The organism is Labrenzia sp. C1B70 (assembly GCF_000475395.1).
In the GTDB taxonomy this organism is placed as follows: Bacteria; Pseudomonadota; Alphaproteobacteria; order Rhizobiales; family Stappiaceae; genus Roseibium; species Roseibium algicola.
The window spans coordinates 26,340-38,875 of record NZ_AXCE01000022.1 but is presented as its reverse complement, the minus strand read 5'-3'; the positions used below and the strand labels follow the sequence as shown (position 1 = coordinate 38,875).

The following is a 12,536-nucleotide window of genomic DNA, read 5'->3' as shown; positions in this document are numbered from 1 at the left end:
GGGCCGCAGACGGCGCTTACGTACCTCTTCTCGCAAACACATAGTGGTATGCAGCTGCGTTTCCAGCCCGAGCACACCGCATGATGTGACTTCTACGGGCAGTTCAGTGCGGCATATTGTCAGCAAAACGGCCTTCAAAAAAGCACGTAGCCACCAGCCCCGTCATTAAGCATAAAGGACATGGTCAGGTCATTGCCGAACCGGTTTCTTGCCAGGACGGCCGTGCCCTGGGCGCCATTCGTGCAATGGACCGAAGCCGCTTCGATAACGGACCTCTATCCCGCCGCTGTGGCGGACATGTAGCTCGGGAATGTCAGCCTCTGGTTGCTGTACGGCAACCGCCGTTCCCGGTTCACGCAAATACCGGCCGGCAACCCAGCCAGAAGTTTGACCATTGGTGGTTTCCACATGGCACCAGCGGCTGTTGCCACTTCCTTGGCATCCCAGGTTCCGAAAGCGAAAGCCGTTGGGAGCCGTGGCTACGATTGGATTCCGGCCCCCCGGACCGCTGCGTACATTCAGGTGATCGTTTGCAGGAACGCCGGTGACTTCCCAGTAGTCTGGTCCCATCTAGGCCTCGGCATGCAGCGTGCTTAGAAACGACAAAGCTGGAACGCACAATATGGAGGCTAACAAGAACTTCCACATAGAAAATGTACGCGGCTGGCTTGAGAAATGAGTATTCGACATCGTTTCCTCCATCAATCAAAAAACGCAACGGCAAGGAAATTGAAGATGCTGGATATTATGTATATTCACTTGCAAATGTCACGCAGATGAAACTGCTTGAACGGTTCGCCGGATTGAGGAACAAGAAAGAATTTTTAGAGTTTTGCTAGGATTCTGAAAAATTGTAGTTAGAAACTGCAAATTTCAGAATCCGATATTAGCACGCAAAGCGGCTTCTTAATCAATGACCACTCAGGGGCTCGCATACTCAGGCGAAGTCGGTAAAAGAGCTAGCGCGTCGAATGATACTGATTAAGAAGCATAGCGCTTATCAGTTGCATTCATTGATGCGGATGTTCGAGTGATTGTCCAACTTGAAGAAAAACATAGTTTATCAGCTATATCCTCAGTTAGGCAGCAGTTGACTTGACTTCAGTTCGGAATTGTACGCCGAGTTCATTTCCGTTGCGACGAACTACCACCCCACGCAACGTCTTCTGGTCATCTAGTTCCAATACGACGCGATCAGGTACACTCGAAGCGCGTTCGACAACAACTCGAGCACCAGAGTCCGAGATATCTCTCAGCGAGCCGCGGATCTTCGAACCGTCAACACCATCAATCAAACAGTCTTTGTAGACACGTTTGCGGGTATCACGACGGCGGTTTTCCATTCCGACGACCCATTTGTCCAAGCTGTCACACACAGAGGGGGCGTGTCGCAAAGTTTGTCGTGTTTACCACGCCTTGAGATTTGGCTGTTGAAAGGGCGCTCCAGAAGTTGGAGTTCCGCGTCATGATTCTCAGTGCCATCGTTGAAAAACTGAAACGCCAATCGAAGGATGACTTCAAAGGCAGACAGTTTGAGGCCTGGCTGATTATCCAGGCAGTGTCCTGGTACCTTCGTTATCCGCTGAGCTATCGGGACTTGGAAGAAATGTTCTTGGAACGCGGCTTTGAGGTGGACCACAGCACCATCAACAGGTGGGTTTTGGCGTATGCGCCGCTGATCGAAAAGCGGCTACGCCGGTTCCGCAAACCACATTGTGGCTCGGTCCGCATCGATGAGACCTATGTGCGTATCAAGGGTCAATGGCGCTATCTGTATCGGGCCATCGACAAGCATGGAAATCCGGTCGATTTCCTGCTCACGGCGAAGCGCAATCTGAATGCGGCCAAGCGGTTCTTTCGAAAAATGTTGCGGGGTGCCCCGCTGCTGTCACCGGGCAAAATCGGCACCGATGGTGCGGGCACTTTTCCTCCGGCCATCGGGGACGCGGTTGACGGCGGCTTGCTTACTTCGGATCCGGTGCACTATGTAACCAAGCATTTGCAACAGGGTATAGAGAGCGATCATTTCAGGGTGAAGAAGAACATGCCGAAGGTCGGCGGGTTCCGCTCGTTCAACTCAGCCAGAAAATCCATCGCCGGATTTGAAGCCATGCTGTGGCTCAGAAAGGGCTTCGACTTTACCGGTCAATGGAGTGTCCGCGAACAAAACGATCTACTGGCGGTGCTCTTCGGAATTGAAAAAGTTAACGAAGCCTGAAAGTCGCTCCCAAAACGGGAGAAATCTGCCCGCCGGCGAAAGTTGCGACAAGCCCTTTGCGGCGGACCTCCGTGTATTTCTCACGCAACGGCTGCTATCAGGAGCATGCTGAATCAGTCAACGACTGAACAGCCGGCGCAGAGAAGCCGGTGCTTTATTGCTGTTTTGGTTGGTGCCGAGCACGTGTTGCTAGGCACGTCGCCGCAAATTATTGCGACAGAACCCATGGCAAACCCCTTTGTGTGTCGAAGGGATCGCGGTGAGACATATCACTCAGTCTGACCGCTCAATTTATTTACCTTTTGTCGTGGTACAGCGCAATTTCGTCTGTTGAACGCCGCTCGTTCAATTGTTGATTTAGTGGGGATAAGAGGAAAAAAATAAATATCATTTACATTATAGCTAAAAAAAAGATATTTGTTGGAGATGCCCACGTGGCTTATGCCAAAATAGAAAGGCTCATTGATGAAATTGATGGCGGTGCGTTCAAAAGGGCTCGCAGTTGCGGACGGAGATGAAGCCGTCCTGCTGGGGAGTGAGTTCGGTGACATGGTAGATGTTGTTTGCAATTGGGAGATGGTTGCGCCGCGTCTGCGCAGTGCGATTGCTTCGACCAAAAGCACGCGTCTTTCGCTTGACGCACTTGACCTCGCACCACCAATTTCCCGTTTCCGCCGCGATGTGCTTTGTACCGGATGGAACTATTGGGACCACTTTGAGGAAGGTCGAGATCTCCGCCCCGAAATAGATCGACCCGAAGCGCCCACCTTCTTCACAAAGTCGCCAGATTCAATCATCGGTCCATATGATCCGATCGCTTATGATCCGCGCGTTTCTTCAAAATGGGATTATGAAGCTGAGTTGGTCCTCGTTATCGGCCGCACTGGACGTAACATTCCAACTACCAAGGCCTTCGAGCACGTCTTCGGTTACTGTCTCGGCAACGATACTTCGGCTCGCGACCTGCAATTCCGTCATGGGACACAGTGGACCAAGGGGAAGGGCATCGACAACACTACACCGCTGGGGCCGACGATCATCACGGCCGATGAACTCGATTTGGATAATCTTCGCCTCGAGTGTGTCGTCAACGATGAATTGCGACAAAGTGCATCCATCAAGCAGATGGCATTCGCGATCCCCGAAATCATTGCAGAGCTCTCGTTCGGCATGACTTTGCATGCCGGCGATGTGGTTTTCACCGGCACACCTGCCGGCGTAGGCCAGTCGCGAAAGCCTCCTGTCTTCCTGCGCGACGGCGATCTCGTTGTCGTCCGTGGATCAGGGCTGGGCGAACTTCGCAACAGGGTCACCAAAACCGACCTCTACGGCGATACCGACCTTCAGATTATTTCCCAGTGACGCGGGATATTGGGGGACAGATCCTGACACCCATCCGGCGGTCCACCGGGTGGGCCACCGCTGAAGACGTGAGCCTCGATCGAGGTTCATCCCACGGGAGGTTCGTCGCGCCGACGTTCACTGACCGCATAGAGTGTCGCGGCAAAGACTATCGCTCCACCCAGCCATATCCAGGAATCAGGCACCTCGCCAAAGGCCAGATAGCCGAAAAGCGCCGCAAATAGCAGGCGTGTAAAGTTCACCGGCTGTATGGCGGAGGCATCCGCAACCGTCAACGCCCGGGCAATGCACAGTTGACCAATCGTGGCCACCGCACCGATCGCCGCCATCCATACCAGCGCTTCACAGGAAGGCGTCTTCCACACCCAAAGCGTGAACGGGAACGCAAAGATTGTCACCAGCAGGGTCTGGTAAAACACTATGGTGCCCGCCGTTTCAGTTCTTGAAAGCACCTTGGTGAGCAGCATCACCATCGCATTGAAGAAAGCGCCGACAAGAACAAGCAGTGCAACCGGCGAGACCGCACTAATGCCTGGCCGCAGGATCAGCAATGTTCCCAGAAAGCCGACGATCACAGCGACCCACCGGCCCAAACCGATACGTTCCTTGAGGAAGATCCCGGCGCCGATTGTGATGAAGATCGGCGCAGTAAACTGCAGCGCGGCAACGTCTGCCACAGGGATTTCGCTTAGCGCCGTATAAACGCAGGTCAGAATAATAAGCGTTCCGATGGCCCTGATGAAATAGTGGGGCCACATGCGCGTCCGCACACTGGAGATGCCCACATGCACAAGCCAGGGCGCCATGAACATCATGCCGAACAGAAACCGGAAAAAGACCATCTGGATGATTGGCATGTCCTGAGCGACATGCCGGGCGATCGTCTGCATGGCGACCACACAGGCGCCACCGGCCAGCAACCACGCCGCGCCGACCAGCGAACGGGATGTTTTTGCCCGGAACATCAGGTGATAAGCCCGGTGCGGCAACACCTGGTCAAAATTCGGAGGCGGAGCTGGCAGCGCGCGGATGCCGTAGGAGCCGCCGAACAGGTTGAGTGTTGAAGCTGCGGTAAGATACCGGTTTCTCTCGCGGCGCCGCAGCCGCAGACACTATCGTTGTTCATCGCTCGTTGGTCCCTTCTACGAACGACCGCCAGCACGATCACTCCCTGCCCGGATCGGCCGCATAAAGCAGCAGTGCCGGTTGTTAACAGAAATACATTGCTCAACTGAGTGCCTGCCGCGCCCGGAGAGGTCTTGTCAGCCCGGCCATGTCCTCATGGCCGAGCTGACTGCGCACGGGGGTTATGAACCCGGCTGATGCGCGGTCTTGGGTTTTCTGATCGCTCGCCAGAACGAGAAGAGGAACATGGCAGCGGTCAACGCGATGATGGTTGCACTAATCGGACGTTCGATAAATGTCGAGAAGTCGCCTTGCGATATAGCCATCGCGCGCCGAAAGTGCTCCTCCATCAGCGGCCCGAGAACAAATCCGAGCAACAGCGGCGGGGTAGGCAACCCTGACCAGCGCGCCAGAGTGCCGATGGCGCCAAATGCAGCCACGACCCACAGATTGAAGTCATTCCTGCTGACACTGAAGATTGCCACGCACATCAACACCAGAATGATGGGGTAGAGCATGTGGTAGGGTACGGTCAGCAGTCGCACCCAGACGCCGATCAATGGAATGTTGAGAACCAGCAGCATCGCGTTGCCGATCCAGAAACTCATCACCAGTCCCCAGAACAGGTCAGGCTGCTCATTCATCAGGTTCGGGCCAGGTGTAATGCCGTGCATGACAAGCGCACCAATCATCAACGCCATTGTCGGGCTTCCGGGAATGCCGAGTGTCATGGTTGGGATGAAAGCTGTCTGGTCGGCGGCATTGTTAGCAGCTTCGGAAGCCGCAACGCCCTGAACTTCACCGGTTCCCATCAGTTCCGGCTTTTTCGACATCCTCTTTTCCAAAGCGTAGGACAGGAAGGAGGCGATCGTCGGCCCCGTGCCGGGGAGCGTCCCGATGAATGAACCGACACCCGAAGCCCGCAGGACCGGCTTGACGATCTTTTTCAGATCGTCGCGCGTCGGCAACATGGACCGGAGTGTGATCTTGAAGCGTGACGAGGTCGAAACTGAGCGTCCGGCACTTGCGATGATTTCGGTCAGGCCAAACAGGCCCATCACCAGCGCGACCATGCTGATACCGTCATCCAGATCCAGCAAGCCCATCGTGAAGCGAGGCGAGGCCGTGTAAATATCAAGGCCGACGATGCCGAAGAAAATTCCGATCAGGGTCATCGCCAGGCTCTTTGCCACCGAGCCGCCAGAAATGGTCGAAGCTGCGACCAACCCGAGAAGCATCAGGGAGAAATATTCAGCCGAACCAAACTTCAACGCGTAGACGACGATGATGGGGGAGAACAGCATCATCACGAGTATGCCGATGGTGCTTCCCAGAAACGATGAGATCATGGCGGTAAACAGCGCGACGCCGGCCCGCCCTTTCTTCGCCATCGGATAGCCGTCGATGGCGGTCACCGCTCCTGCCGAGGTGCCCGGCACATTAACGAGAATGGCCGCCGTGGACCCGCCGTAAGCGGTTCCGTACCAGACGCCGGCGAGCAGGATCAGCGCGGACGTAGGGTTCATGTAGAATGTGATCGGCAGGATTAGCGAGATTGCAGTCAACGGACCAATGCCCGGCAAGACACCGACAATGGTGCCAAGTAGCACGCCGATAAAGACAAATCCCAGATTTGCGAGGAGGAATGCTTCCTCTATGCCGAGAAGCATTCCGCTCAGGTTTTGCTGAAAAAATTCCATCACAACGGCCAATTTACGATTGGAAGGTGCAGGCCCAGCCCTGCGCGGAAGATCAGGTAGACCGCAATGCAGAGTCCGATAGACAGGAGCAGGGAGAGTTTAAGTCTGCTTTTGCTGCTGGCCACGCCAGACAGAAACACCTGAAGGAAGATCGCCGGCACAAATCCGAAATTCTGCACCACCAGAGAGAAGACGATGATCGAGCCAAGAATTATGAAGCAGGGGAAAAGTGGTAGTGCAGGCAGCGTTCCGGATCTTGAAAAACCTGGCACGCAAATGGCGGCTCCGCATATGGCGATCAGGATGCCGACGCCAAACGGAAAAGTGCCTGGCCCCATATCGTCCAGACTGCCTAGCCGGAGACTACTGGCGGCGTAGACCGAGATGAAGACCCCGATCAACAGCACAACCAGCCCGCTGATTATGTCCTTGTAGTCTCTTGCAGTGTCCATTTCCCCTCCCTGTAGGTTCGCAGAATTGTCTTGCAGCACGTGGACGGACCCCGGACCCGATAGGTCCCGACCCGAATTGGCTGGTCTCCAGACCGGCTCTGTGCGCGCGTGTGAAAGTTGCGCCCGTCCCGGTCTCGACAGGTAAGACCTGCCGGCTGCCTTATTGGGAAACCACCGGATCGCAATTGACCGCAGCCTTTTGGACCCGACCTGGTAACGCGTCTAATCCCTTGCAATGCTAGTACTATTGACCTCGATGTCATCCTATCGGCGGCCATGATGGAAGGCAATTAAAATATTTATATATTGGTCATTTTTGGAAAAAAGTTTACAATGAAGGCAATCGTTACATGATTTGCGAAAGCCTGGATCAGGCAAAATCACAAACTTTCAGAGGACTATCATGCGCATTGCGATTGTTGGAGCTGGTGCCATCGGCGGGGTTCTTGCCGGCTATCTTTTGTCGCGGGACGAACATGAGGTTTCGCTTATGGTGCGGGGGGCTCACCTTGAAGCCATTCGGCAAAACGGACTTACGGTACATTCACGGGGTGAAATTCTCCATTCGCGACCGCCGGCCAGCGACAATCTCGCCGATCTGGGCAAGCAAGATCTGTTGATCTGCACAGTCAAGGCCCATGGCCTGGCAGCGGTGGCCGAGCAGATCGGCCCAATGCGCGACACCAACACCCCGATTGTATTCATTCAGAATGGAGTGCCGTGGTGGTTTTTCTACGGACTTGATGGCCAGCGCGGCGATGTCTTCGATGTGACAGATCCCGGCGGAACGATATGGCACAACATAGGGCCGGAAAACGCCATCGGTGCGACGGCGCATCTCCCCTCCGAAATAACCAGTCCTGGCGTGGTGACGCATCGCGATGGACCTATAAAGCTTCGCCTTGGCGCACCTTGGCAAGGGCAGCACCGCGAAGCCCTCGCCGAGATTTGCAACGCCATGATATCGGCGGGAATTGACGCAGCGGAAACAGACATCCGCCGCAGCGTCTGGGAAAAACTGCGCATGAACACCGGACGTGGATCGCTGGCAGTGCTCACTGGTGCCACAATTGGACAATTGACGGCTGATCCCGAAGTGCGAAAGCTCTCCGAGAAAATCATCGACGAGGTCGTCGCCGTCGCCGGAGCGTGGGGAACCGACATTGCCTCCGGCGACACACCGGTTCCCGCAGGCACTTTTGGGCACAAGTCCTCCATTCTCCAGGATTTTGAGGCGGGACGCAGTATCGAAATCGATTCAATCGTCGCCAGCGTTGTAGAACTAGCGCGCCGCAAGAACATTCCGGTTCCGATGACGGAAGCGATGCTGGCACTGATGCGGCTGAAGATCGAGCTTCGCGACAAGGGCTGAGAAAGCCGATCTGAAAGCTTTTTCCGCGTCTTGTCAGACCAACGCCGGATCCGCGGTAAACATCTCTCCCTTCAAGTGAAAAGCCCGGGCTGAAATTTGATTCAGTCCGGGCTTCTGTTTTGGTCCCGTGACTCGGGGCAGTTGTTCAAGCACCCGCCCGGGCCACAGGGAACTTCACATCACTTCGAATTCTTTTCCATCTCAATGACGCTGATCCATTTCTCGTCTTCGCTGATCAGGAACTCGCGAAAACCCTCGGCATTGAGACCAGGAACTTCCGAACCGATACCGGCCAACTTTTCCTGGGGTTCCTTCTGCGCCATCGCGGCTTGGATCTTCTCATCGAGGAAGGAGATGATTTCGTCTGGAGTGCCCTTGGGTGCAAATACCCCCACAAAGTTGGTGCCCTCGACTCCGGGCACACCAGCTTCCGCCAGCGTAGGCACATCCGGCAGCAGCTGGCTTCTCTTGGCAACCGGAGCGGCCAGAACCTTGAGCTTGCCGCTCCGGATATGCGGCAGGGCCGCGGCAACCTGCATGAAACCAGCGTCGATCTGCTCACCGACCAAAGCTGTTACCGCGGGGGCGTTGCCCTTGAAAACAATCTCGTTCCATTCGATGTCGGCCTTGCTTGCGAACAGCAGACCGAGGAAATGATTGCTGCTTACAGGGCTGCTTACGCCGACAGTGACCTCGCCCGGATGGGCCTTCGCGTACTCGATGAATTCCTCGACGGTGTCTGCGGGGAACGACGACCGCACGAGCATGAGGTTGGTTCCAAACGAGACATTGCTGACGACCTCGAACGAAGTTTGCCATTGGTAGGGCGCGTCTTCCCGGGTCAGCGGGCCAAAGGTGATGGGGCCGCCGGAGGCTATAAAGAGGGTGTATCCGTCCGGCTCGGATCTGGCCACGTAATTACCGGCGATCATTCCGCCACCACCGGGCCGGTTTTCAACAACCACCGGCTGACCGAGAGAGTCGCCCAGGGCGCTCTGCAGGATGCGTGCGGTGACATCCACATTGCCGCCTGCGGAATAAGGCACGATCAGGGTGATGGGCTGGCTGGGATAATCATCCGCGGCGGCGGCCGGAGTCGCAAAGCTTGCGGCTGCAAGCAGCATGCCTCCGATGAGGTTTGAAATTTGCATATGTTCCTCCCTATGGTGTGGCTGGTCTTATCAAAGCACAGCCCGTCCTTTCTCAGATCAGGCCGGCGTATGAACCTCCGTCGAGCTGGATGTTCTGACCGGACATGAAGCCGGCCTGCGCACTGCAAACAAATGCACACGTGTCCCCGAACTCTGACGGACGACCGAAGCGCTTGGCAGCGATCGTATCGGAAATCTTCTTGCGTGCTTCCTCGTAAGAGACGCCTTCGGCATCCATGATCTTGCGGGTCATGAACTCCTGACGCCCCGTTTCGAACCGTTCCGGAAGAAGATTGTTGATGGTGACATTGTCGATGACATAAATCTGCGACAGTGCCTTGCAGGCTGCCGTCAGCCCGGTTCGCGCTGCCGTGGAAAGGGTCTGGTGCGCGCGCGGCGATTTCACCACAGCTGAGGTGATGTTGACGATCCTGCCGAACTTCCGTTCGCGCATGCCGGGCGCTACACGCTTGATCATATCAAGTGCCGCGAACATGTTTGAGTTCAACGCTTGGGTCCAGTCGTCCTGAGACCACTTGAGAAAGTCTCCCGGAGTAGGACCAGCGTTGTTGTTGATCAGGATATCTGCGTCCGGGCAGGCAGCGAGAAGCTTTTCACGCCCTTCCGCAGTGTTTATGTCGGCCTGAACGCCCTGCACTTTCGCGCCTGTTTCAGCTCCGATGTCTTTCACGGCCTGACTCAGGGCCACTGGGTCGCGGCCATTGATCGTCACGTCGCATCCGGCTTGAGCGAGCGAAACCGCGCAGGCCCGGCCCAGACCCTTGGAAGACGCACATACTAACGCCTTGCGGTTGGAGATGCCTAAATCCATGTCTTGTCCAATATGTGCTGAGATCGAGATCAGTAGTTTGCGAGGATGTAGTCTGTCGCCTCCGACCGCGTTCCGATCCAGACGTCATCGGATGCCTTGGCGAGCTGCAGCATTTTCACGAAGACGGACATGCCTAGCGGCCGCGCAAAGACATGGGAATGAATTGTTGGGTCGATACGCGCGGCGCCCTTTTCGTAGGTGCGAACATAGTCGAGCCAATCCTCCAGATTCTCGAGCAGCACCCGGGGCGGATTCCCGTGCTTCATGTGCACTGGCAGGTCGTTAATCTCCATGTTGTTGCCGAAGGCAAGCACGGTGCCGGCTGGAAATTCCACCTTGTAGGGCAGATCGTCGTTCAGACTGTCGCCATGCCAAAGCAGACCTTCTTCAGCCAGAAGCCGTCCGGTCCTCTCGCTCGGAGTACTGCGCGGGCTTATCCAGCCGGTTGGCTTCACACCTGTCACCTGGGCAATGGTATCAACTGTGCGGCGGATGTTTGCGCGTTCTTCGTCCTCGTCCAGATAGACCGGGATGATGTCCATCGCATAGGAATGCGCGACGATGTCGTGACCGAATTCGGAGATTTTTCTAACGATCTCGGGGTGACGCTCGGCCATGATGCCGTTTACCATCATGGTAACCTTGACATCAAACTGGTCGAGAATGTCGAGAACCCGGAATATTCCGCGGCGGGGCCCGTAGTCGGCGAATCCAATGGCGTTAAGATCGGGGAAGCCGGGCTTGAGCGGATTGCCCATCGGGCCGACACCGGGCCAGCGGTCGTCCGACCAGCCCTCGAAAGCGCATCGAAAGAACAGTGCCAGCCTTTTGCCTCCTGGCCACCGGAAATCATCAGGTAAGGAAATTTCTTTGCCACCCGTGTGTACGCTGGGTTGCGCCATATTGCCTCCGTATAGTCTTACTCGCGCGGTCGTCCGCGAATATCAATCATTCCAGACAGATAGCTCCTAGAAGCTGTGCCTGAAGCAGATCACAGCAGCCTGTGGGTGTCAACAAGTTATAGATATTTTGTTAGAAAATTAGAAAAAATAAATAAAACGAGATAGATGGGTATAATTTAAAAAACTCGTTGAGCGAAGGCGGAGATTTTGGCACTCGAGGTGGAACGCAGTTGCAGGGCGTGTGCATGGATAGTGACATTGTGTATGAGGGGTTACCGTGACCCGGTCTAGTTCCGCTAACAGGCTTTGAGCCACAGGAAAATAAGCTGTTGTCGCCCGTGGTTAACCAGTCCCGTTCGTGGACAGATCACTTTCCGACACGCGTTTTGAAGTGACTGGATGCGACTTTTTTGCCTGTCGGGTCGGATCGACACCGCGCCGCACTCTATCTTTGTGCGGATGTGTTGTGCTGAAACCTTTCAATCAGGTTCCAAGGGCAAACCGCAGATGCGTTTTGCCACAAATCTCAGCGGAGCCCCTGTCCAGACGATACGAAGCTCGAAATTAGTCGGTTAAAGCGCTGCGGGTTCCGCAATCCTGCTAGGCAGGTTTCTCGAACTGATTGAGCTTTTCGAGCCCCATCTCTCCGGTGAATGCGAAATGACGGTTGAGCAGCTCGACCGCACGATCAGCGTCTCTGGCGATCGTCGCTTCCATGATTTGACGATGCTCTTCTACACGCTTGGCCGGATCACCCTTTTGTCGCATCAGTGCACGATAGCGGTCAGAAGCGTAGAACAGTGTCCGACAGAAACCTTTCAGCCATTCGGAATTGCAGGCGTTAATCAGTGACATATGGAATACAAGATGCTGCCGGTTCCACTCCGGATTGCGGTTAACCTCGAGCGGGACATCACTGAGGTAGCTGGGTGTTCGGGAGAGGCGATGAAACGCAACCAGAATCTCCTCTTCCCATTCCAGATCACCATTCTTGATCGATTCGCGAAGGCCGAGTTCGTTCAGCCATTGCTTGGTACGAACCAGTTCTTCAAGCTCCACGATCCCGAAGCTCGCGACAGTGAAGCCGCGCTGGGTGTTCTGAACGACCATGCCTTCGCTCACCAGTCGATTCAGTGCTTCGCGGATTGGCCCCTGGCTTGTCCCGTATTGTTCGGACATCTCCCGGAGGAGGAGTTTCTTGTTTGGAGCCAAGCTGGCGCTCAGGATATCTTCGCGAATTCGAGTGTAGACGTCGAGCGACAGCGATTTGCTCTTATGCGGGAAGTTTTTTGCAGTGGCTTCTTCATCCGCACGATCTATCTTCTTCTTGCCCATAATCTGCCGTCCAAGGTTCTGCTTCTACCAAAGCATATAAGCCAAATACGAAGCATTGAGGCGATCTTTTTTTCGAGGCGACCGCTT

Annotated in this window: 12 protein-coding genes; 3 read left to right on the top strand and 9 right to left on the bottom strand. The window is 55.3% G+C overall.

Features of this window, described 5'->3' with window-relative positions:
- Window positions 1-189: 189 nt before the first annotated feature.
- The gene (locus Q666_RS66955; protein ID WP_208993840.1) at window positions 190-570 is read right to left on the bottom strand and encodes an SH3 domain-containing protein; all 381 of its coding nucleotides are present in this window, start codon (window positions 568-570) and stop codon (window positions 190-192) included.
- A gap of 509 nt (window positions 571-1,079) precedes the next feature.
- Window positions 1,080-1,343 (bottom strand): PilZ domain-containing protein, encoded by a 264-nt coding sequence (locus Q666_RS65605; protein WP_152533392.1) that lies wholly within the window; start codon window positions 1,341-1,343, stop codon window positions 1,080-1,082.
- Window positions 1,344-1,465: 122 nt separating this feature from the next.
- Here Q666_RS65605 and Q666_RS53465 point away from each other — a divergent pair, with 122 nt between their 5' ends.
- Both Q666_RS53465 and Q666_RS53460 read left to right on the top strand, forming a co-directional pair.
- Window positions 1,466-2,218, top strand: coding sequence for an IS6 family transposase (locus Q666_RS53465; protein WP_031268864.1), 753 nt, complete (start codon window positions 1,466-1,468; stop codon window positions 2,216-2,218).
- A 465-nt stretch (window positions 2,219-2,683) separates the two neighbouring features.
- Window positions 2,684-3,580 (top strand): fumarylacetoacetate hydrolase family protein, encoded by an 897-nt coding sequence (locus Q666_RS53460; protein ID WP_031268863.1) that lies wholly within the window; start codon window positions 2,684-2,686, stop codon window positions 3,578-3,580.
- An 86-nt stretch (window positions 3,581-3,666) separates the two neighbouring features.
- Here Q666_RS53460 and Q666_RS53455 read toward each other — a convergent pair whose 3' ends face one another.
- From Q666_RS53455 to Q666_RS53445, 3 genes are all read right to left on the bottom strand, one after another.
- The gene (locus Q666_RS53455; RefSeq protein WP_022999618.1) at window positions 3,667-4,545 is read right to left on the bottom strand and encodes a DMT family transporter; all 879 of its coding nucleotides are present in this window, start codon (window positions 4,543-4,545) and stop codon (window positions 3,667-3,669) included.
- A gap of 342 nt (window positions 4,546-4,887) precedes the next feature.
- Complete coding sequence (locus tag Q666_RS53450; protein WP_022999617.1) at window positions 4,888-6,405, bottom strand: tripartite tricarboxylate transporter permease; 1,518 nt, start codon at window positions 6,403-6,405, stop codon at window positions 4,888-4,890.
- Window positions 6,405-6,896 carry a tripartite tricarboxylate transporter TctB family protein gene (locus tag Q666_RS53445; RefSeq protein WP_152533391.1) on the bottom strand — a complete coding sequence of 164 codons (492 nt, stop codon included), beginning with the start codon at window positions 6,894-6,896 and terminating at the stop codon, window positions 6,405-6,407. Before Q666_RS53445 ends, Q666_RS53450 begins: the two co-directional genes overlap by 1 nt.
- A 364-nt stretch (window positions 6,897-7,260) precedes the next feature.
- Between Q666_RS53445 and Q666_RS53440 the strand changes: the two genes are divergently transcribed.
- Window positions 7,261-8,229 carry a 2-dehydropantoate 2-reductase gene (locus Q666_RS53440; protein ID WP_022999615.1) on the top strand — a complete coding sequence of 323 codons (969 nt, stop codon included), beginning with the start codon at window positions 7,261-7,263 and terminating at the stop codon, window positions 8,227-8,229.
- Between the two features lie 179 nt (window positions 8,230-8,408).
- On the opposite strand, the gene Q666_RS53435 is transcribed toward Q666_RS53440, so the two are convergent.
- The 4 genes from Q666_RS53435 to Q666_RS53415 form a co-directional block, all read right to left on the bottom strand.
- Window positions 8,409-9,353, bottom strand: a complete 945-nt coding sequence (locus Q666_RS53435; protein WP_161633229.1) for a tripartite tricarboxylate transporter substrate binding protein — start codon at window positions 9,351-9,353, stop codon at window positions 8,409-8,411.
- A 79-nt stretch (window positions 9,354-9,432) separates the two neighbouring features.
- Window positions 9,433-10,212, bottom strand: coding sequence for an SDR family oxidoreductase (locus tag Q666_RS53430; protein ID WP_031268861.1), 780 nt, complete (start codon window positions 10,210-10,212; stop codon window positions 9,433-9,435).
- Between the two features lie 29 nt (window positions 10,213-10,241).
- The gene (locus Q666_RS53425; protein WP_081713315.1) at window positions 10,242-11,114 is read right to left on the bottom strand and encodes a polysaccharide deacetylase family protein; all 873 of its coding nucleotides are present in this window, start codon (window positions 11,112-11,114) and stop codon (window positions 10,242-10,244) included.
- Between the two features lie 600 nt (window positions 11,115-11,714).
- Complete coding sequence (locus Q666_RS53415) at window positions 11,715-12,449, bottom strand: GntR family transcriptional regulator (protein WP_022999610.1); 735 nt, start codon at window positions 12,447-12,449, stop codon at window positions 11,715-11,717.
- Window positions 12,450-12,536 lie beyond the last annotated feature (87 nt).